Raw genomic sequence first — 20,705 nt, forward strand, 5'->3', positions numbered from 1 at the left:
TCAAATCCAGAGTTTTTTCAGGTTTTTACGACGCCCGTACACCAGATTGGTGAGCGCCCGGGTCCCCATGATCGCGGTAAACATGGACGTGAGAATACCGATAGACAAGGTGACAGCGAAACCTTTAACGGGCCCTGAGCCAATGGCGTAAAGGATCACCGCGACAATCAAGGTGGTGATGTTCGCATCGAGAATAGACACATAAGCCCGGTCATAGCCCGAGGAAATTGCAGACTGCGGACTGGCCCCAAGCTTTAGCTCCTCCCGGATGCGGGCAAAAATCAGCACGTTGGCATCCACCGCCATACCCACGGTGAGAACAATACCGGCGATACCCGGCAAGGTCAGAGTCGCGCCGAGCAAGGACATCACGGACACCAGTAACAACACGTTGACCGCCAGGGCGATGTTGGCAAAGACCCCAAACACCTTGTAGTAGACCAGCATAAACAGCAGCACCAAGCCCAGGCCCCACTGCAGCGACTTGATGCCGAGCTGGATATTTTCCGCACCTAGAGATGGGCCAATGGTGCGCTCCTCGACAAAGTACATGGGTGCCGCCAGAGCGCCGGAGCGCAGCATCAATGCCAGCTCGGAAGCGGCGCGCGGCGAGTCCAGACCGGTGATGCGAAACTGCACCCCGAGGGCGCCCTGAACGGTCGCGAGGTTAATGACCGAGCGCTCCACGTACTGCTCGGGCACCTGCACCTGTTCACCGTTGTCATCGACCTCGGTGTTCATGCGGGTTTTGTACTCGATAAAGAGCACACCCATGCGCCGGCCGATATTGGACCGAGTGGCGTGATTCATTTTGGTGCCGCCCAGGCTGTCGAGGGTGATGTTCACCTGCGGCATACTGGTTTCCGGGTCCAGCGAGGCATTGGCGTTGGTCACATGATCGCCGGTGAGGATGATCTTGCGCTCGAGCACCGCCGGATAACCGCGATACTCAAACTCCTCGGTGGTGGCTCCGAGGGCGTTGGGCTCTGCCTCCAGGCGAAACTCCAGGTTGGCGGTTTTACCAATCACGCGTTTGGCCTCGGCGGTATCCTGCACGCCGGGCAACTGAACAATAATCCGGTCGCGCCCCTGGCTCTGCACAATAGGCTCCGACACACCAAGCTCGTTGACCCGCTTGCGCAGCGTGGTCAGGTTTTGCGCCAACGCGTCCTGCTCCATCTGCCGCTGCGCGGCCTCACTCAGGGTGGCGGTAAAACGAAAGCGACCTTCGGTTGCGGGAGTATCGGTGCTGAAGAGCATGTCGCGGTAATCGCCGCGCAGGGCGCTGACCGCTTCATCGCGCAAGTCTTCCGAGCGGAACAACCCGTGAATCACCGGGCCTTTGACTTCAAAATCCAGATAGCGAATACGCGCCTCGCGCAAGGCGTCTTTCATCTCTTCAGCGCTGGTCTCCTGGCGCTTAGCGATGGCCGAATCAACGTCCACCTCCAACAGAAAATGCACCCCGCCGCGCAGGTCAAGCCCCAGCTTCATGGGTGAACCGCCGATGGCCATCAGCCACTCGGGGGTGGTCGGCGCCTGGTTCAGCGCCACCACATAATCGGCACCCAGGGCCTCCTGCACCACTTTTTTACCCTGCAGCTGATCTTCACCATTGTTGAAGCGCAGCAGCGCCGACGTATCGCTGTATTCGCCGGCGAAATAGTCGATACCCGCTTCGTCCAGAGACTCGCGTGCGCGATTGAGGACACTTTCATCAATGGTCAGGGTACTGGAGCTACCGGAGATCTGGATAACGTCATCGGGTGGGTAGAGATTCGGTATGGAGTAGATAAAGCCGAGAACTGCCACTACGACAATCAGCAAATACTTCCAGAGAGGATAGCGGTTTAACATACGAGTGTCCGTCAAGGGCGCTGAAACAACCAAAGGGAGGCATCAGGCGTATTATGATTTCATGTGTCCCGAGCCTATATGGGACCAAACGCAGGCTTCTCAAGCCCGCCGCGGCAAATGCTGGGGCAGGATTATACCGAAACTCGCTGGAACAACAATGAAGCGGCCCGGAACTTAGGGTGCCGGTGGCACTTCAAGTCCCTGGGAGCCGTAAAAATCGCTCAGAAACTGATCAAGCGTGTCCTCTTCCAGAGCCTCTCGCAAGCCGGCCATAAGCGTTTGGTAGTAACGCAGGTTATGAATGGTATTGAGCTGTGCACCGAGGATTTCACCGCACTTATCCAGGTGGTGCAGGTAGCTGCGGCTGAAATGAGTGCAGGTGTAACAGTCGCAACGCGCATCCAGCGGGCCAGTATCGTGCCGATGGCGGGCATTGCGGATCTTGATAACGCCTTCACTGGTAAAAAGGTGTCCGTTGCGGGCGTTGCGGGTGGGCATGACGCAGTCAAACATATCAACCCCGCGGCGTACCGCCTCGACAATATCAGCGGGCTTGCCCACACCCATCAAGTAGCGGGGCCGCTCAGCAGGCATCTCTGGGGTCAGGTGCTCCAATACTCGCAGCATATCCTCTTTAGGCTCACCGACCGACAGGCCACCGATGGCGTAGCCATCAAAGCCAATATCCACCAGCCCCTGCAGCGATTCTGAGCGCAAGTTTTCGTACATTCCGCCCTGCACAATCCCGAAAAGCGCCGCGGCGCTCGGCCCGTGCGCAGTCTTTGATCTGGCCGCCCAGCGCAGCGACAGCTCCATGGAGGCGCGCGCCTCAGCGGGCGTTGCCGGATAAGGCGTACATTCGTCAAAGATCATGACGATGTCCGAGCCCAGGTCGCGCTGCACCTGCATGGACAGCTCCGGGTCCATAAACACCTTGCTGCCATCAATCGGCGAGCGAAACGAGACGCCCTCCTCGGTAATTTTGCGTAGCTTGCCCAGGCTGAACACCTGAAAGCCGCCGGAGTCGGTCAGTATGGGACCGTCCCAACGCATAAAATCGTGCAGATCGCCGTGGGCTTTCACCACTTCGGTTCCCGGGCGCAGCATCAGATGGAAGGTGTTGCCGAGTATGATCTGCGCACCGGTCTCCTTAATGTCCCGCGGCGCCATTCCTTTTACCGTGCCATAGGTTCCCACGGGCATAAACGCCGGGGTCTGAACCTTGCCGCGCGGGAAGCTGAGTTCACCGCGACGCGCGCGGCCAACGGTGGCAGACAGGGAGAAGCTCATATGGCACTGGCGGGTCATAGGGAATACCTGGCTCAGTCAATGGCCGGCGGTGCGTCCGGCGAAGGGTTGCGGTCGATAAACATGGCATCGCCATAGCTGAAAAAACGATACTGCTGGGCCACGGCCTCGCCGTAAGCCGCCATGGTGAAGCGGTAGCCAGCAAAAGCCGACACAAGCATCAGCAAGGTGGACTCGGGCAGGTGGAAATTGGTAATCAGGGCATCCACCACCGCAAAGCGGTAGCCTGGGTAGATAAAGATATCCGTTTCACCCTGAAACGGCGCTATCTCACCGCCGCTCGCCATGGCAGCGCTTTCCAGGCTGCGCACACTGGTGGTCCCCACCGCAATCACCCGCCCACCGCGGGCTCGGGTTTCAGCGATCTTACGGCAGACGTCCTCCCCCACATCCACTCTTTCTGAATGCATGGGGTGCTCGAGAATATTGTCCACCTTAACGGGCTGAAAAGTGCCGGCGCCCACGTGCAAGGTGACAAAAGCTCGCTCAATACCGGCGGCATCAATCTGTGCCAGCATGGCCTCGTCGAAATGCAAGCCGGCGGTCGGTGCGGCCACAGCGCCGGCCTTTTGTCCGTAAACAGTCTGATAGCGCTCGCGATCAAGGGCGCTATCGTCACGTTCAATATAGGGAGGCAAAGGCATATGCCCCAGACGCTCCAGCAGCTCAAGCACCGGCTCGGGGAAGTCGATTTCAAAGAGCGCGCCTTTGCGGCCAATGACCTGCAACCGGGACTCATCTGCCAAAATCAGCTCGCTGCCGGGCTTGGGGGAACGACTGGCGCGAGTATGAGCCAGCACGCAGCGCTCACCGGTTATGCGCTCGACCAATATCTCAACCTGTCCGCCGCTGGCTTTGCGGCCAAAGAGCCGCGCTGGAATAACGCGAGTGTCATTAAACACCATCAGATCGCCGGGGCGCAGCAACTCGAGAAGATCCGCGAAGCCCTTGTGCGCCATTTGGCCGCTGGCGCCGTCGAGGTGCAGCAGCCGGCTGCTGCGGCGTTCATTCGCGGGCTGGTGCGCGATTAACTGCTCAGGCAAATCGTAGTGAAATTGCTGTCGCTGCATACAAGCTCTGGTATCACCGAAAAACAAGGCGCGCAAGGTTAGCCCAAAAGCGCCCGAGGTGCCAGCCTCAGGTAAAAAAGCTGGTTGACGGGACCAAACTCGCTGCTATAATCACGCCCTCTTCGCAGCCGCGAAGACCTTTTTAAGGTGCGGATTTCAGGCTTAACGTCCCTGCGCCTCGTGAGATTGCTGCCAGAGTGGTGAAATTGGTAGACACGTCGGATTCAAAATCCGATGGGGTAAAACCCGTGCCGGTTCGAGTCCGGCCTCTGGTACCATCGTGCAATCTCCGCCTCAGTTTTCGACACACCGCCCAAAACACGTCTTTAAATCGTCGTATATCTGGCCTATGCTGGAGGCTCACCTGAGCAACCAGAGAGACTAGCCTGTGCTCGATATCAGCCCTGCCACCTGCACGGCCACATTGTCGGAACAGTACCATCAGGTGCGAAACCGCACCCTTGAGCTCACACAGGGCTTGAGCGTCGAAGATATGATGCTGCAATCCATGCCCGACGCCAGCCCCACCAAATGGCATCTGGCACACACCACCTGGTTTTTCGAGCAGTTTATTTTGTCCCGCTGGGTCAATCACTATCGCTGCTTCGATCCGAATTTTAACTTCCTGTTTAACTCCTATTACGAGAGCGTTGGCGAGCGGCATCCGCGCCCGATTCGCGGCCTGCTCTCCAGACCCTCGCACCAACAGGTACTCGATTACCGGACCCACGTGGATCGGGCCATCGGCCGCTTGGCAGTTGACTTGCCTCTTGAAGAGGACCCGGAGCTCAGCGAGCGACTGATTATTGGGTTGCACCACGAAATGCAGCATCAGGAGCTGATCCTGACCGATATCAAGCACGCTCTGGCACAAAATACCGTGATGCAGCCGCGCCTGCCTCCCGACCCACCGGGCAGTCAAGCGGACCGCAAGTTCAGCACCTTCTCCGAAACGCTAACGACTGTAGGTGCCGACGAAGCGGGCTTCAGTTACGACTGCGAAAGACCCAGACATCGGGTCTTTCTGGAGCGTTTTGAGCTGCGCAATAGCCCGATTAGCAACGGCGAGTGGCTGGCGTTTATGGCCGATGGAGGTTACCACCAAAGCGGGCACTGGCTGAGCGATGGCTGGGACCTGTGCCAACAAAACGCTTGGCAGGCGCCACTTTACTGGCACCACCTTGATGGTGAGTGGCACGAGCTGACCTTTTGGGGCTACCGCCCTGTTAATCCACACGCCCCGGTATGTCACATCAGCTTTTATGAGGCCGACGCCTTTTGCCGCTGGGCCGGTTGGCGCCTTCCCACAGAGTTTGAGTGGGAATATGGCGCAGCTCGCGCCTCTGCGCCGTCTCAAGGACACTATGCCGAGAGCGGACACTGGCACCCCAAAGCGGCCAGCGGTAAGGGGCTACAGCAATTCTATGGCGACGTCTGGGAGTGGACCTCAAGCGCCTATTGCGCCTACCCCGGCTTCACACCGGCCCAGGGTGCACTCGGTGAGTACAATGGCAAGTTCATGGCAAACCAATTTGTGTTGCGCGGCGGCTCTTGCGCCACAGCCAGGGATCAGATGCGCCCAAGCTACCGCAACTTTTTTTACCCACATCAACGCTGGCAGTTCTCCGGTGTGAGACCGGCGCGCTGATAAATAACTATTCACCCATGCCCACAGGCAGCAAGGAGAGACCATGAGTCAGGCACAGGCATTGAGGGCCGTTGAGCCCTTACAGGAACACGGAGAGTTTCTCGCCGATGTATTGCATGGCCTACAGGCCGAACCGAAAACACTCTCTCCCAAGTACTTCTACGACAGCAAGGGCTCACAGTATTTTGATGAGATTTGCGGTCTCAGCGAATACTACCCTTACCATACCGAGCTAGAGCTGCTGCCGCAGGTCGCCCACGATCTGACGCGCCAATTCAATCCGCCAGGCGGACTGGAAATCGTCGAGTTTGGGGCGGGCTCTCTGCGCAAGGTCGGCATCTTACTGCGCGCCTTAAAAAAAGTGCGCAGTTTCACGGCCATCGACATCTGCCGCGAACATCTTGTGGAATCCTGCCGCGTGCTGGAAAGCCAGTACCGCGAGCTGACCATCAACCCCTGCGTGCACGACTTCACCAAACCATTGACGCTAATCGACACCGAACGAACACGCCTTGGCTTTTTTCCCGGTTCCACCATCGGCAACCTGAATCGGGACGAAGCCCGTGAGTTTTTGCGCAACGCCGGTAAAACCCTTGGCCCTAGCAGCTACTTACTGATTGGTGTCGACACCAAAAAACCAGAGCCTATATTGCACCGCGCTTACAATGACGCCCGAGGGGTAACGGCTCGTTTCAATAAAAATATCCTGACTCGAATCAACCGCGAGTTGGACGGCAAATTCATCCCTGAGCAATTCGCTCACCACGCCTTTTACAATGAAGAGAAAGGCCGCGTTGAAATGCATTTACGCAGCTTAAAAGCGCAAACGGTAGAAGTGGCAGGTCATCGGTTTTTCTTTGAGCGCGGCGAGAGTATCCATACCGAAAACTCCTACAAATATCGCCCAGCTGAGTTTTCGGCGTTGGCCAAACAAGCGGGCTGGGAAACAAAGCGCTTATGGCTCGGCAAGGAGGATTTGTTTTCCATCAGTCTTTTGCGTCATGTCGACTGAGCCAGTCCGCTATATCAGCTTTTACGACTCACACGCAGCAGGCAATGAACACACCATTTGCCTTACCCGGCTAAATCCCGCCTCGCTCAACAGCGAGGCGGGCAACGTCGTTTTTGTAAAGCTGAACGCTGCAGCCGCGCCCCAAGTCAGTTTTGTCAGCCGAGGCACCCATATAAAGCGCTGCGGTTCGGGCACCTTAGCCGTCGCCAACTACCTCTACCAACACCACTTTAGAAAACATTTCCACACGCCGATTGAAACCGAGGCCGGTGTCGTCGAGCTCGGCTGCGACGCCTTTGGCCCCTACTACATCGACATCCCTCTGGCGCAGCGGCCGCTGACACGCCCGGGATTGTGGCAACACCTGGTGAAAGCGCGCTTTCAGGCGGGGCGCGATATCGGCGCAAACGCCGACTACAGCCTTTTGCATTTCTCCAGCGAGGCGCAGCTGCTCGAACTGGCGCCTAGGCTTGGGCTTTTCGCGCGTTTTACTCGCCGCGCCCTGATCGCCGTTGCCGGCTCCGGCGAGCGCTCCTTGCTGCGCTACTTTGCGCCTCAATACGGTGCCGGTGAAGACAATGCCACGGGTTCAGCAGCCGTCCAGCTCGCCCGCTATTGGTTTGACACCTTCGGGGGGAGCCGCCTAATGATCAGCCAGCGATCCAAGGCAGGCGGCGTTATACAGACGAACAGACTTCCGGCGGGACGCGTGCAGGTTCGAGGGCAGTGCCGCGAGGTCGCCTGAGCCGCCGTGTTATACTCGGGCGCAGAACCCAGAACGGAATTTGCGATGCAACCCAAACGCCTTTCTCAAGCGGTCATGTTTGCCGATGTGTCCGGCAGCTCCCGGCTGTACAAGGAACAGGGCAACACCCAGGCAAAACAGAGTATCGATACCACTTTGGAGGGAACCCGCGCCATTATCACCCAGCATCAGGGGACGGTGGTGAAAACTCTGGGCGATGAAATCATGGCTCGGTTTGACGAACCTCACCAGGCTTGCCAAGCAGCTGTGGATCTGCAGCGCCGCGCCGAGGGAGAGCTTGCCCTGCGCATTGGCATGTCCTGCGGCGAGCTGCTGATGGATGAACACGGCGATGTGTTCGGCGATGTGGTGAATGACGCGGCCGCCGTGTCGCACATTGCCCGCGCCCGACAAATTGTGATTACCGATGTTATGCGCGATCTGCTGCCGGGCTTTCTCGCTCATCAGTGCGAGGCTTTTGACCGCGTCACCCTTAAAGGCGCCAATCACCCACGGCTGGTCTACCGGCTTTGCTGGGAAACGCCCACCCAACCCCACAATGCCACCGCCGTCATGGAAGTGGCCGAGCTGCACCAGCGGCTGCAAGCTCATCGACTCTACATTGAAGGCGCGCAGCGCTCCCAGGAGTTGGGCCCGGAAGATCTGCCACTGACTTTCGGCCGCGATGCCGAGGCGGTTCACTGGGCCATCGACAGCGATAAAGTCTCTCGCGAGCACTGTGAAATTGTGTTTCGCCGCGGCAAATTCGTGCTCATCGATCACAGTACTAACGGCACCTACGTAACGGTCAGCCAGGATGAAGCGCTTTATATTCGCCGGGAAGAAGCCCCGCTGACCGGCAGCGGCACTTTGTGCCTCGGACAAAAGCCCGGCCGCCCCGACACCGTCACCCTGAGCTTCACTGTCAAATCCACCTAGGACCCGGTGCAATCAGACCCGAGCAGAGTATTTCCTTTATAATGCGCGCCAGTTGATACGGGAGCCGCGCATGAATCAAACCCAGAATACCCCCCCTGTCCCCTACCCCAGTGCCGGGCTGGGTAAACGCCTGGCGGCGTGGGTGTACGACTTTTTCTTGCTGTTCGCTGTCAGCGTTGCCTATGGAGCCTTGGTGCTTGCCATCAAAGTCGGCGTACTGGGTGAAGTCTTGGCGGAAGGGGAAAAGGCCAGCCTCGGACCGCTCGGTTTTATCGGCTGGCTGATGGTGCTCATCGCCTTTTACTGTCTGTTCTGGCGCCGGTTTGGCCAGACCCTCGGAATGAAAGCCTGGCGCTTGAAAATTACCGATACCCAGGGCGAGCATCCATCCATTGCCCGCGGTGCCTTGCGCTGCGTGCTCGCGACTGCCTCAATGGCGCTGCTTGGCCTGGGGTATCTTTGGCTGTGGTTTGATCCGGAGCACCTGACCTTGCACGACCGGCTCTCGGGCACCCGCGTTTGGCAGCTGCCCAAAGGGCATTAGAGCCCCTACCCCGCCCGGCGCAGCAAAAAGACGCCCAGGGCAAAACACAGGGCAATGGGCAGTAGCACGGCGATCAGAGGCGAAAAGCCAAAGACGATACTCGAGGGGCCGAGCAGACTCTGCACCAGGCGAAAGCCAATTCCAAAAACCACTCCTGTGAAAATCCTCTGGCCCATGCTCACCTCCCGCAGGGGGCCAAATACAAAGGAGATCGCAATGAGCACCAAGCTGGCGGTTGCCAGAGGCTGGAAAAGCTTTTGCCAAAACGCCAGAGCGTATTCGGTGTTTTGCAGGCTCTGATCTTCAAGATAATGGGTGTAGCGTCTGAGGCTCGAGATCGACAGCGTCTGCGGCTCCACCGCCACAATATTCAGCAGCGCAGGGGTTAACTCGGTGTCCCAGCGGCGTGTCTCTCGCTCAGAGGTGCTGATCTGCTCGGCACCAAATTCGGTCACAGCCACTGACTCCTCCTGCCAGTAGCCGTCACGATAGCTCGCACGGCGGGTAAAGCTCGCCTCCAACAGCCGCTCGCCATCAAAGCGATAGCGACTCACACCAAAGAGTTCACCGTCAGGCTGAATCACGTTGAAGAGAATAAACTCATCGGCCTCACGGTGCCAGACGCCTCGGCGCGCCTGATCTGTTGACGAGTACCCCAGAGCCAGAGCCCGCCGGCTCTCTGCGGTTTGGTCGGCGTAGGGGATGACAAACTCCCCCAGTGCAACACCGAGCACAATAAACAGCATCACCGGTTTAATGACCATCCAGACAATGCGCCCAACCGACACCCCGGCGGCGCGCACAATGACCAGCTCACTGGCACTGGCGAGGCTGCCCAGAGCAATCAGACAGCCCACCAGCACCGCATAGGGAAGGTATTCATAGACACTGCGCGGCAGGCTCCAGGCGATGTACACCAACATCTCATAGAAGTTGTAATCCGCCCGCAAGCTCTCAAGCTGGTCAATCACCTTGCCGATAAAATCCAGGCACAGCACCAATCCCAGCACCATGGCAACGGCCAGAAAAACCTGGCGGGCGATATAGCGATTGAGCAAAGTCATCGGGCACCTCTGAATCCAGTAAGGAGTTTTCCGGGCCCTACGTAGACCACCCAGGCAATTGCCGCGAAAAGCAGATGCACTGCCCAAAGCCCCGGTAGAACCGGAAACTCACCGGCCTCCATGGCGCTGCGAATACTACTGAGGCTGGCGACATAGAGCAAATAGAGCAAAATCGCCGGCAACATTTTCAGGTAGCGCCCCTGGCGCGGATTGGTTCGGCTCAAAGGCACGGCCATAAACGCCACCACCAACACCAAAATGGGCATAGAGAGTCGCCACTGCAAGGCCGCGCGACTTTCGGGCGAGGCATCGGCCAACAGAGACAGCGTATCCCTGCCGTCAGCCTCGAGATCGTAGGCTGAAGAAACTTCGGGCTCGGGCAGGTGCTGGGCCAGCAGGTCAAATTCCGTGACCTGGTATTCCGCCGTGCCCGGGCGGCCCTGATAACGCGTGCCCTGATGCAATTGCAGATACCTCTGCCCATACTCCGGGTGGATGATTTGATTGCCCCGACGGGCGACGGCAACGGTTGTGCCTCTGTGATCCACCTGAGCAAGAAATAAATGATTTAGTTGCAGGCGGTCGTGACTGAGACTCTCGACATAGGTCACCTGCTGACCATTCAAGCGCTGGAAATTGCCCGGCCGGAGCATGGTGAATTCACTGCGCGAGCGCTGCTCGGCAAAGAGCTTTTCGGTTTGCGCCGCCCCCCAGGGGCTCACCCACAGGCTCATGGCGCCCACCACCAAAGCTACTACCACAGCCGGCACAGCGGTAATCGAAAGCAACTGACGCTGACTCATGCCGCAGGCCGAGAGCACGACCATCTCACTGTCCATGTGCATGCGGCCATAGGCGAGCAGAATAGCAATAAGAAAACCGAGCGGAATCACCAGCTCTAAAAACCCCGGCAAGCGGTACAACATAATCGCAAAGAGCACATCCACGGCTATCTTACCGGCGGCGGCCTCGGCCAGGTATTTGACAAAGCGACCGCTCATGATGATCAGCAGAAGTGTGCTGCTCACCGCGAGCATGGTCAGCAAAATCTCCCGGGACAGATAACGATAGACGATCAAAGCAAACACCTCAGGGCACGGCCTCGCGGCCACCCGAACTCAACAATGTGGCACCATCCGGCACCGTGGTAAACTCTAGCGGTTGATTGGACTCCGCGCAGGCGAGCATTATCCCGCACCCAGGGGTGTTTGTCTCGCCATCGCGTAAATGGTACAAATCGGAATACTCCGCCTGCGGGCATACACATTCAATTGAGGGTCGTCATGCAATTTCAAGCCAAATCGAGCAACGCAGTCACATTCAAGTCCGAGGCTTTGGTCGTCGGCGTCTATGAGGGCAAGCGCCTGAGCGCGGCCGCGTCTGCGATCGACAAGGCCGGCAATGGTGCCCTGACAAAACTCATCAACCGGGAGAAGTTTACCGGAGCGAGAGGCGCAACGCTGACACTGCATCACAGTCTGGGCCAGCAAGCTGAGCGCCTGATTCTTCTGGGCCTGGGGAAAGCCGACAAATCCGGCGCAAAGGTGGAGGACATTACGGCTGCTGTCAGCGCTCTGCCGGCGATGTGTAAGCCGCTGCGCCACATTGCCATCGCGGTGGATGATCTTCAGGTGGAAGGGCAAAAGACTGACTGGCTCGCCCGCCACATCGCCCAGCAACTGGTCACCGCCCTCTGGCAATTCGACCAATTCAAGAGCCAAAAGCCCAAGCACCCGACGCTGAGCAAAGTTACCCTGCTCGGCAGCAGCGCTCAGCTAAGTGCCCTTAAACGTGGCCTCGGCGAGGGACAAGCCGTGGCCGACGGGGTCAATTACGCGCGCGAGCTGAGCAACCTGCCGGGCAATGTGTGCACGCCCAGCTATCTCGCCAGCGAAGCGCGCTCGCTCGCGCGCGGCCATAGCCACCTGCAGGTCAAAGTGCTGAGTGAAAAGCAAATGAAAGAGCTGGGCATGGGCGCCTTTTTGTCGGTTTCCGCCGGTAGCGACGAGCCCGGGCAGATGATCATCATGGAGTACCGCGGCGCGGCCAAAACAAAAGCGCCGCTGGCGCTGGTGGGCAAGGGCATCACCTTCGACACCGGCGGTATCAGTCTTAAACCCGGTCAGTCAATGGACGAAATGAAGTTCGACATGTGCGGCGCTGCCAGTGTCTTCGGCACCATGAAAACCCTCCTGGCACTCAAGCCAAAAATCAATCTGGTCGCCGTGGTAGCCGCTGCGGAAAACATGCCCTCGGGCCGCGCCAGCAAACCGGGCGACATAGTGACCACCATGTCCGGGCAAACGGTGGAAATCCTCAATACCGACGCTGAGGGCCGCCTGGTACTCTGCGACGCCCTGACTTATGTGCAGCGCTACAAGCCTGCGGCCATTGTCGATATAGCCACGCTCACAGGTGCCTGCGTGATCGCCCTCGGCAGCCACGCTCACGGTCTCTATGCCAACGATCAGTCACTGGCCGACGCCCTGCTGCGTGCCGGTGAGGCAACCGGTGACCGGGCTTGGCAAATGCCGCTGTGGGACGATTATCAAAAGCAGCTCGACAGTAATTTTGCCGACATGGCAAACATTGGTGGGCGCGAAGCGGGCAGCGTTACAGCGGCGTGCTTTTTGGCACGCTACACCAAAGACGTCAAGTGGGCTCACCTGGACATTGCCGGCACCGCCTGGAAGTCCGGTGCGGCGAAAGGCGCAACGGGGCGCCCGGTCTCCCTGCTGGTGGACTATTTGATCAACTCATGACGCGCGTCGACTTTTACATTCTGCCGACGGCCGAGCCCGAACACAGGCTCGGCTTTATCAGTCGCCTGGTGGCCAAGGCGCTGCGCCAGCGGCGTCAGATTTTGATCGCCTGCGACAGCGATGAAAGCGCAGCGGGGCTCGAGCACGCCCTGCTGCACGAGCAGCCAGAGAGCTACATTCCCTTTCGCCGCGCCAACGAACCTGACCACCAAGAGCCGGTGATCATAGCGGTAGAACAGGACTGTGGCGAGCAGCACGACCTGCTCATTAGCCTGGGGCCGCAACTACCGGATTACTTCAGCCGCTTTCAGCGGCTGATAGAGGTCGTCGTCCAGGAGCCTCAGATATTGGAGCAAACTCGCAAGCACTGGGCATTTTTCAAAGAGCGCGGCTATCCTGTACACCACCATAAACTCTAGGCCTGATCGACAATGGACCGGGAACGCGAAAAAACCAAAAGTGAACTGCTGAACGAGCTGGAGTCCATACAGGGGTTGCTCGACGACGATATTCCCCTGCTCAACCAAGTCATTGATAAGCTTGATCACAGCAATCCACAGCAAAGCGCGGCCAGCGCCCTGCGCGAGCACTTCAGTGAAGAGGATTTGCAGTCCCTACAAAGCGCCTACGATGCGCTCGCGGGCGGCTCGTCGACAACGGCTGGTGATACAACCCCCGCTTCAGAGCCGCCCCTCAGGCACGAAGAGGAAAACTACGAGCTGGACCTTGGCAGTCTACCGACGCACACGCCCGAACCACCGGCGCCACCGCTTGAGGCGCTGACACCCAAACCTCAGGCAAATTCGCCTCTGCCCGGCCAGCGCCCGCTGTTTCAGGCACCTGCACCCGGCGGCGAACCCGCGAACCAGACCAACACCGGCAGCCAGCAGCGCGAGCCAGATGCCGGTAGCACCACCAATACTGCGGAAAACCCTTTTCTGCCGCAACACATTCGCGACCGTTTACGCGGTAACCGAGCCGGAGAATTTGCAGCGCAATCAATACCGGCGTACTACAGCCGACAGCAATTGGTGGACGAGCTGATCGATACGGTCATGGGTCAACTGGAAACCAACCTACGGCTCAAGCTGGCGGTAATGAGCGAACAAGAATTGCGCGCCCTACTCAAGGATAAACCCTGAGCTCGCCTAGCAGCACCTGTGTTCTAAATCGCGATGGGCATATTATGGCTCTCCCGATCCGAACACAGTTGCTGCTAGTGCAGAGCCCGACGCTGACGCACAAAGAAAAACAGAACCGTTGCCACTGCAACCAAGGCGATATTGGCAAGAAAAACACTGTGATAGCCATAACCTTCAGCTACGGTACTGACCAGCAAACTGCTCAGGAGTGTACCGGCATGGGTGGTGTTGGTGTAAAGTGCCGAGGCACTACCCGCCCGCCCTGGCAGCATCTGCTGCACCACAGAAACCCCCAAACCGGCCAAAATGCCGATAAACACGGCGTTGGCAAGCTGCAAGACAAACAACTGCCACAAGGCATCGGCCCAGTAGATACCGGCGTAGAGCATCAGGCCGGCAAGGCCACTGGCACGCACCAGGTACAGAGGGTTGAGCCGCGCGGCCAGTACTCCGGCCAGTAACATCACAGGCACCTCAAGGCCTGCCGCCGTGCCCATAATCCAGCCCACCCAAGCGGTGTCTATGACGAGATTACGGGTCAAGTGCAATGGCAAACTGATCAAGTAGGCGTTGTTGACGCCCCACATCACCGACAGGGCCAGCAGACAGATGAGCAAGGAGCGCTGCTGCACCCAAGTGGCCGTGCGCCAAAAACCAGGGCCGGACGACAGATCAGCTGATTGAATTTTTCCGAGAGCCGGCAGCAGCTGAGGGCTAACCACCGCGACCAAGACAAAGAGCGCCGAAGCCGTCAGATAGAGTGTCGTAAAGCCAAAATAGCTGACCAATAAAAACCCCAGAGGTGGACCCGCTACCCAGGCAAAGGCAATCTGCGCCCGCACAATCGCATTGAACAGAGCGATACGCTCAAGGGGAAGGCGCCGCTCCGCATACTCGAGGCTGTAGGCGAGCATCTGGGAAAACGATACCATTGCCAAACTCAGTAACGTCACGGCGCTGGCGCAAGTCACCCAATACCGGCGCGAAAACGCAAAGACCATACACGCTAAAACCCCCACCAGGCATAGGGCGACGACCAAGGGTCTGCGATCGGCGAGCGAATCCGACCAACCACCAACCGCCTGATTGTAAACAATACTCGCCAGCGCCATCCCCGCGTAGGGAATACCGACCCAAAATGGGCTGACACCCACCGCATCGGCAAAGAAGATGCTCATGGTCGGCAGCAGCAAGGCGCCAACCACACCGGTGGCGAACGACATAAAGTAAATGCCGAGTGCCACCGGCCGAAACAGAGGATTGGTCACGCGTAGATCATCTGGCATTGGTTTAGCACGCTTGGCAACCGATTAAGTGATTGGGCAAAAAAAAACCTCACCGGCCCATGCCGATGAGGTCCTTTAGCCGTCTTTGGCCGTCAGAGCAGCAAACGGCGGACGTCCGCGATCACTGCCGTCAGATAAGTAAAGAAACGACCGGCATCGGCACCATTGATGGCCCGGTGATCATAAGACAGAGCCAGGGGCAGCATATTACGTGGCACAAACTCGCTGCCGTTCCAAACGGGCTTCATTTGCGCTCGCGATACGCCCAGAATGGCCACTTCGGGGGCGTTGACGATGGGGGTAAAGCCATTCCCGCCCATAGCGCCAAGGCTTGAGATAGTGAAGCAGCCGCCCTGCATATCGGCAGCGGTCAGCTTTCCATCACGCGCCTTTTTCACCAGTTCATTGAAGTCATCGGCCAATTCCCAAAGGCCTTTCTTGTCGACATTGCGAATCACCGGAACCACGAGCCCGTTGGGTGTATCCACGGCAACGCCAATGTGCACGTATTTTTTCTGCACAATGTGCTCGCCGTCGTGGTGCACCGATACGTTAAAGCTTGGTTCAGCCACCAAGGCAGCAGCGGCGGCCTTCAGTAAAAATGGCAGAGGCGTCAGTTTGGTACCGCGCTTTTCCGAATCGGCTTTAAGTGATTTCCTGAACTCTTCAAGCTCGGTGATATCGGCATCATCCCACTGAGTCACGTGCGGAATATTGAGCCAGTTGCGAGTCATATTGTCGGCGGTGAGCTTTTTGATTTTGCTCATTTTCACCGTTTCAATTTCACCGAACTTAGCAAAGTCCACTGGCGGAATGGGCGGAATACCGCTGCCGGCTGTCGCCGCGCCGCGACCTTCCTGCGTGGCCGTAACAATGTTTTTCACGTAGGCGCGAACATCGTCCTTGGTGATGCGCTGACGCGGACCGGAGGCGTTCACCTTGGCCAGATCAGCACCGAGCTGACGGGCCAGCTTGCGCACCGCAGGGCCTGCATAGACGTCAGTATTTCCGCGCGCCACCGCTTCACTGTCAGCGGTCACGGGCGAGCCTGCTGAGGTTGTCGGCGCCGCCTTGGCCGGCTCCTTGGGCGCAGAAACTGAGCCTTGCTGCTTGGGCGCAGCGCTGGCAGGTGCGCCAGATTCACCCTCGAGCCGGCAGATCAAATCTCCCTGAGAAACTTTGTCACCTTCTTTGAGGGCCAGTTTGACGATTTTACCGGCAGCCGGCGCGGGAATTTCCATAGACGCCTTGTCGGTCTCGAGCACGATCAGCGTGTCGCCCTCAGCGACTTCGTCGCCTTCGGCGACGGAAATTTCAATAACGTCCACGCCCTCGGCGCCGCCGATGTCCGGTACCGGCACGTCCTGCACGCCGCCACTGCCGGTGGTCGGAGCGCTAGAGGCCGGCTCTGACGCCTCGGGTTCACTGGCAACGCCACCCGCGGTTGTCATTACACCCAGCTTGTCGCCCTGGGAGACTTTGTCGCCCTCTTTCAAGGCAATGCTGACGATCTTGCCATCGGCGGGTGCCGGCACTTCGAGAGAGGCCTTGTCGGTTTCCAGCACCACCAGCGAATCGCCCTCGGATACTTCATCGCCAACGGCCACACAAATTTCAATCACATCGACATTTTCCGAGCCGCCGAGGTCGGGAATTTCGATGGTTTTCTCACTGCCACCTGAGGCCGATTTACTGTCTTTCGGGGTATCCTTTTTCGGCGCTTGCTTTGCTGGCTCTTTGGCGGGCTCAGACTCTTTGGCTGCGCTATCACCGGCGGTTTCCACCTCGACGATTACATCGCCCTCGGACACCTTATCGCCCTCTTTTACTTTAATGGCGGTGACTTTACCGGCCACAGTGCTCGGCACTTCCATAGAGGCTTTGTCGGTTTCCAGCACCACCAGGGAATCTTCAAGCTCGACGGTATCGCCCACAGCAACCGAAATTTCGATGACGTCTACGTTTTCTGAGCCACCAATATCGGGGACTTTTACTGATTCAATTGCCACTGTAAATCCTCGCTACTTGTTCTAACCGCCCGAGCTTTTGGCTCAGGCGCAGTTTATCCATTGATCTTGCAGCCGCCCAACACAGCGGCTACTGGTCGCGGTAGCGACTAAACGGTCAACGGATCGGCTTTTTCCGGATCAATACCAAATTGCTTGATGGCTTTGGCAACGACATCCGCTTTGATCTTGCCTTCATCGGCCAGCGACTTGAGCGCGGCAATGACGACAAACTCACGGCTGACTTCAAAGAAGTGACGCAGCTTTTTGCGCGAGTCGCTGCGGCCAAACCCGTCAGTGCCCAGTACCGTATAGGTGCCGGGAATGTAGGGGCGCAGCTGCTCGGCGTAGTTCTTCATGTAGTCAGTCGCGATAACAAACGGACCGTCTTTGTCTTCGAGCTGTTGGGTGATGTAGGCCTTGCGCGGCGCTTCGGTCGGGTGCAAGAGGTTCCAGCGAGTCGCAGCCTGACCGTCACGGGTCAGCTCATTCACACTGGGAACGCTCCAGACATCGGCCTCGACGCCGAAGTCGTTGCGCAGAATCTCAGCCGCGGCACGAACTTCATTTAAAATGGTACCGCAGCCCATCAGCTGAACACGATTTTTCTTTTTACTCGTGCCTTTTTCCAGCTGATAGATACCCTTGATAATGCCCTCTTCTACACCTTCAGGCATATCAGGATGGACGTAGTTTTCGTTCATCAGGGTGATGTAGTAGTAGCAGTTTTCCTTGTCCTGATACATACGCTTCAGGCCATCCTGCACAATCACGGTCACTTCATAAGAATAAGTGGGATCGTAAGTGCGACAGTTGGGAATCGTGTTCGCCATAATGTGGCTGTGTCCGTCCTGGTGCTGCAGACCTTCACCATTGAGAGTGGTGCGCCCGGCCGTGCCGCCGAGCAGGAAACCGCGCGCCTGGGCATCGCCTGCGAGCCAAGCGAGATCGCCAATACGCTGGAAGCCAAACATGGAGTAGTAAATGTAAAACGGCAGCAAGGGCTTTTCATGATTACTGTAAGAGGTTGCCGCGGCCACCCAGGCCGCCATTGAGCCGGCCTCGTTGATACCTTCTTCGAGGATCTGGCCTTTTTCATCCTCTTTGTAGTACATGATTTGGCCGGCATCCTGTGGCGTGTACTTCTGACCAAAGCGCGAGTAAATCCCCACCTGGCGGAACATACCCTCCATACCGAAGGTACGGGCTTCATCCGGCACAATCGGTACCACCTGCTCGCCAACTTTTTTGTCTTTGATCAGGGTGTTGAGAACACGGACAAACGCCATGGTGGTGGAAATTTCGCGATCGCCGGTGCCTTTCAGCTGTGCCTTGAACGCTTCCAGAGTGGGGATTTCCAAGGCTTCAAAGTCGGCCTTGCGCGCGGGCAGGTAACCGTTAAGCGCGCGACGACGCTCTTGTAAATACTGCATCTCGGCGCTGTCATCGGCCGGGCGATAGTAAGGGATTTTTTCCAGATCTTTGTCTTCAATCGGGATATTGAAGCGATCGCGGAAGGTCTTCAGCGCTTCAATATCCAGCTTCTTCACCTGGTGCGCGTTGTTGACCGCTTCACCCGTTGGGCCCATGCCGTAGCCTTTGACAGTCTGAGCAAGAATAACGGTAGGCTGACCTTTGGTGTTCACCGCATTGTGATAGGCGTTATAGACCTTGTGCGCGTCGTGTCCGCCGCGTGCCAAACGCAGAATTTCATCGTCTGACATATCTTTTACCAACTCCAGCAGCTCCGGGTACTTACCGAAGAAATGCTCGCGAGTGTAGGCACCACCGTTGGCTTTATAATTCTGCATTTCGCCGTCGCAGACTTCGTCCATGCGTTTTTGCAGCAAGCCGGTTTTGTCTCTTTCCAGCAAGTCATCCCAGCCGCCGCCCCAGAGCACTTTAACAACGTTCCAGCCGGCACCGCGGAATACGCCCTCAAGCTCCTGGACAATTTTGCCATTGCCGCGCACAGGACCATCGAGACGCTGCAAATTACAGTTGATGACGAAAATCAGGTTCTCAAGCTTTTCACGGCCAGCCAAGGAAATAGCTCCCAAGCTTTCCGGCTCGTCGCACTCACCATCGCCCAAAAAGGCCCAGACCTTGCGGTCGGCCATATCGGAAAGTCCACGCTGGTGCATATAGCGCATTACGTGCGCCTGATAGATGGCTCCGATGGGACCCAGGCCCATGGAAACCGTGGGGAACTGCCAGTACTCCGGCATCAGCCAGGGGTGCGGGTAGGATGACAAGCCCTCACCGTCCACTTCGCGACGGAAGTTATCCAGTTGGTCTTCGGTCAGGCGACCCTCGACAAATGAGCGGGCGTACATGCCCGGCGAGCTGTGCCCCTGGAAGTACACCAGGTCGCCCGGGCCATTTTCGTTGCCGCGGAAAAAGTGGTTAAAGCCCACCTCATAGAGTGTGGCGGCTGAGGAGAAAGACGCAATGTGGCCACCCAGATCGTCGGCGCTTTTGTTGGCGCGCACCACCATGGCGATAGCATTCCAGCGAATAATGGAGCGGATGTTGCGCTCAATGTAGTGATCGCCGGGGCTTTGAATTTCTTTTGCTGGGGGGATGGTATTGCGATAGGGGGTAGTAATGGCTGAGGGCTGATCGATACCGTGATCGGCAGCGGACTCTGACAAGCTTTTCAGAAGAAAGGCAGCCCGCTCTTTACCAACGTGGCGAACAACAGATTCCAGGGCATCACGCCACTCTCGGGTTTCCAGAGCATCAATATCTTCTATCATTAAGTTCTCCTCAGTCATGCGCCTTTTGAGCACATTTAGACAAAGCGTTAGTACTAACGCGGACCTAGCCTGGCAGGATAAAAACCAGTGGCCTCGCCCCCATTTAGCACCGACATCTACAGGGTTTTGCCCTTAGAGCCTGCCCACGCTATTTCACACATCACCGCTGCTGTCCATTGTCCAACGGAGCGAAAAAAAGCTGACTGGCCACTCACCATGAACGACAAACTTCCCGCCGAGTGAAACACTACTCGAGCGTCAAGACACAACCAAACGGCCAGCCTTTAGGGTGATTGTCGCTGATTGAGAGCACCCAAACCGCGCCGATCGCGCTCCGAATGGTGGCTTCTTAGTCACAACAGTGATCATCAAATTCGTGTAACAGACCCTAATACAAGGGCCGAAAAATGCGCGAATTCTTACATATTTACCGTGTTTTTGCTAGTCCCGGCCCCGCTTAGGCGGTTCTTGAAGCAACCCTTGCCCCAAGAACGGTACGCTTTTTGCTCACAAAGCGCAGTTTTCGCTCAGCACCCGGCAGCCAACTAGACCGGTTCGGACAA

General features: G+C 57.6%; 16 protein-coding genes and 1 tRNA gene. 9 read left to right on the forward strand and 8 right to left on the reverse strand.

Annotated features, from left to right (window positions below; genetic code table 11):
• The 3 genes from secD to queA form a co-directional block, all read right to left on the reverse strand.
• Complete coding sequence (secD, locus tag QWI16_RS10870) at positions 1-1,857, reverse strand: protein translocase subunit SecD (RefSeq protein ID WP_302713052.1); 1,857 nt, start codon at positions 1,855-1,857, stop codon at positions 1-3.
• A 174-nt stretch (positions 1,858-2,031) separates the two neighbouring features.
• Entirely contained in the window at positions 2,032-3,147 is a 1,116-nt protein-coding gene (tgt, locus tag QWI16_RS10875; protein ID WP_441294561.1) for a tRNA guanosine(34) transglycosylase Tgt, read from the reverse strand.
• Between the two features lie 32 nt (positions 3,148-3,179).
• Positions 3,180-4,235: a tRNA preQ1(34) S-adenosylmethionine ribosyltransferase-isomerase QueA gene (gene queA, locus QWI16_RS10880; RefSeq protein ID WP_302713056.1), complete on the reverse strand. Its 1,056-nt coding sequence runs from the start codon at positions 4,233-4,235 to the stop codon at positions 3,180-3,182.
• Positions 4,236-4,426: 191 nt separating this feature from the next.
• Here queA and QWI16_RS10885 point away from each other — a divergent pair.
• The 6 genes from QWI16_RS10885 (at position 4,427) to QWI16_RS10910 (ending at position 9,123) form a co-directional block, all read left to right on the forward strand.
• Positions 4,427-4,513 (forward strand) — tRNA-Leu (locus QWI16_RS10885).
• Positions 4,514-4,623: 110 nt separating this feature from the next.
• The gene (gene egtB / locus QWI16_RS10890) at positions 4,624-5,883 is read left to right on the forward strand and encodes an ergothioneine biosynthesis protein EgtB (RefSeq protein WP_302713058.1); all 1,260 of its coding nucleotides are present in this window, start codon (positions 4,624-4,626) and stop codon (positions 5,881-5,883) included.
• 43 nt (positions 5,884-5,926) lie between these two features.
• Positions 5,927-6,895, forward strand: coding sequence for an L-histidine N(alpha)-methyltransferase (gene egtD / locus QWI16_RS10895; protein WP_302713059.1), 969 nt, complete (start codon positions 5,927-5,929; stop codon positions 6,893-6,895).
• Positions 6,885-7,640 (forward strand): PhzF family phenazine biosynthesis protein, encoded by a 756-nt coding sequence (locus tag QWI16_RS10900; protein WP_302713061.1) that lies wholly within the window; start codon positions 6,885-6,887, stop codon positions 7,638-7,640. The genes egtD and QWI16_RS10900 overlap by 11 nt, the downstream gene beginning before the upstream one ends.
• A gap of 45 nt (positions 7,641-7,685) precedes the next feature.
• Positions 7,686-8,579, forward strand: a complete 894-nt coding sequence (locus QWI16_RS10905) for an adenylate/guanylate cyclase domain-containing protein (protein WP_302713062.1) — start codon at positions 7,686-7,688, stop codon at positions 8,577-8,579.
• A gap of 70 nt (positions 8,580-8,649) precedes the next feature.
• Positions 8,650-9,123 carry an RDD family protein gene (locus QWI16_RS10910; protein WP_302713063.1) on the forward strand — a complete coding sequence of 158 codons (474 nt, stop codon included), beginning with the start codon at positions 8,650-8,652 and terminating at the stop codon, positions 9,121-9,123.
• A gap of 5 nt (positions 9,124-9,128) precedes the next feature.
• On the opposite strand, the gene lptG is transcribed toward QWI16_RS10910, so the two are convergent.
• Both lptG and lptF read right to left on the reverse strand, forming a co-directional pair.
• Complete coding sequence (lptG, locus tag QWI16_RS10915) at positions 9,129-10,187, reverse strand: LPS export ABC transporter permease LptG (RefSeq protein ID WP_302713065.1); 1,059 nt, start codon at positions 10,185-10,187, stop codon at positions 9,129-9,131.
• The gene (lptF, locus tag QWI16_RS10920) at positions 10,184-11,266 is read right to left on the reverse strand and encodes an LPS export ABC transporter permease LptF (RefSeq protein WP_302713067.1); all 1,083 of its coding nucleotides are present in this window, start codon (positions 11,264-11,266) and stop codon (positions 10,184-10,186) included. Before lptF ends, lptG begins: the two co-directional genes overlap by 4 nt.
• A gap of 204 nt (positions 11,267-11,470) precedes the next feature.
• Between lptF and QWI16_RS10925 the strand changes: the two genes are divergently transcribed.
• The 3 genes from QWI16_RS10925 to QWI16_RS10935 are packed head-to-tail and all read left to right on the forward strand — an operon-like array spanning position 11,471 to position 14,091.
• Entirely contained in the window at positions 11,471-12,949 is a 1,479-nt protein-coding gene (locus QWI16_RS10925; RefSeq protein WP_302713069.1) for a leucyl aminopeptidase, read from the forward strand.
• Positions 12,946-13,368, forward strand: a complete 423-nt coding sequence (locus tag QWI16_RS10930; protein ID WP_302713071.1) for a DNA polymerase III subunit chi — start codon at positions 12,946-12,948, stop codon at positions 13,366-13,368. The genes QWI16_RS10925 and QWI16_RS10930 overlap by 4 nt, the downstream gene beginning before the upstream one ends.
• A gap of 12 nt (positions 13,369-13,380) precedes the next feature.
• Positions 13,381-14,091 carry a hypothetical protein gene (locus QWI16_RS10935; RefSeq protein WP_302713073.1) on the forward strand — a complete coding sequence of 237 codons (711 nt, stop codon included), beginning with the start codon at positions 13,381-13,383 and terminating at the stop codon, positions 14,089-14,091.
• A gap of 74 nt (positions 14,092-14,165) precedes the next feature.
• Here QWI16_RS10935 and QWI16_RS10940 read toward each other — a convergent pair whose 3' ends face one another.
• The 3 genes from QWI16_RS10940 to aceE all read right to left on the reverse strand — a co-directional run bounded on the left by QWI16_RS10940 (position 14,166) and on the right by aceE (position 20,142).
• Positions 14,166-15,377 carry a sugar efflux transporter gene (locus QWI16_RS10940; RefSeq protein ID WP_302713075.1) on the reverse strand — a complete coding sequence of 404 codons (1,212 nt, stop codon included), beginning with the start codon at positions 15,375-15,377 and terminating at the stop codon, positions 14,166-14,168.
• Positions 15,378-15,469: 92 nt separating this feature from the next.
• The gene (gene aceF, locus QWI16_RS10945; RefSeq protein WP_302713076.1) at positions 15,470-17,386 is read right to left on the reverse strand and encodes a pyruvate dehydrogenase complex dihydrolipoyllysine-residue acetyltransferase; all 1,917 of its coding nucleotides are present in this window, start codon (positions 17,384-17,386) and stop codon (positions 15,470-15,472) included.
• Between the two features lie 107 nt (positions 17,387-17,493).
• Positions 17,494-20,142, reverse strand: a complete 2,649-nt coding sequence (gene aceE / locus QWI16_RS10950; RefSeq protein ID WP_302713077.1) for a pyruvate dehydrogenase (acetyl-transferring), homodimeric type — start codon at positions 20,140-20,142, stop codon at positions 17,494-17,496.
• Positions 20,143-20,705: the final 563 nt, after the last annotated feature.

Origin of the sequence: Gilvimarinus algae (assembly GCF_030518215.1) — a bacterium.
Classification (GTDB): Bacteria; Pseudomonadota; Gammaproteobacteria; order Pseudomonadales; family Cellvibrionaceae; genus Gilvimarinus; species Gilvimarinus algae.

Excerpts from the sequence above, each read along its gene's own strand:
- QWI16_RS10905 (WP_302713062.1), top strand. The coding sequence starts at position 7,686 with ATGCAACCCAAACGCCTTTCTCAAGCGGTCATGTTTGCCGATGTGTCC.
- QWI16_RS10935 (WP_302713073.1), top strand. The coding sequence starts at position 13,381 with ATGGACCGGGAACGCGAAAAAACCAAAAGTGAACTGCTGAACGAGCTG.
- secD (WP_302713052.1), bottom strand. The coding sequence starts at position 1,857 with ATGTTAAACCGCTATCCTCTCTGGAAGTATTTGCTGATTGTCGTAGTG.
- tgt (WP_441294561.1), bottom strand. The coding sequence starts at position 3,147 with ATGAGCTTCTCCCTGTCTGCCACCGTTGGCCGCGCGCGTCGCGGTGAA.
- QWI16_RS10925 (WP_302713069.1), top strand. The coding sequence starts at position 11,471 with ATGCAATTTCAAGCCAAATCGAGCAACGCAGTCACATTCAAGTCCGAG.
- aceE (WP_302713077.1), bottom strand. The coding sequence starts at position 20,142 with ATGATAGAAGATATTGATGCTCTGGAAACCCGAGAGTGGCGTGATGCC.
- egtD (WP_302713059.1), top strand. The coding sequence starts at position 5,927 with ATGAGTCAGGCACAGGCATTGAGGGCCGTTGAGCCCTTACAGGAACAC.
- queA (WP_302713056.1), bottom strand. The coding sequence starts at position 4,235 with ATGCAGCGACAGCAATTTCACTACGATTTGCCTGAGCAGTTAATCGCG.
- QWI16_RS10930 (WP_302713071.1), top strand. The coding sequence starts at position 12,946 with ATGACGCGCGTCGACTTTTACATTCTGCCGACGGCCGAGCCCGAACAC.
- QWI16_RS10910 (WP_302713063.1), top strand. The coding sequence starts at position 8,650 with ATGAATCAAACCCAGAATACCCCCCCTGTCCCCTACCCCAGTGCCGGG.
- QWI16_RS10900 (WP_302713061.1), top strand. The coding sequence starts at position 6,885 with ATGTCGACTGAGCCAGTCCGCTATATCAGCTTTTACGACTCACACGCA.
- lptG (WP_302713065.1), bottom strand. The coding sequence starts at position 10,187 with ATGACTTTGCTCAATCGCTATATCGCCCGCCAGGTTTTTCTGGCCGTT.
- QWI16_RS10940 (WP_302713075.1), bottom strand. The coding sequence starts at position 15,377 with ATGCCAGATGATCTACGCGTGACCAATCCTCTGTTTCGGCCGGTGGCA.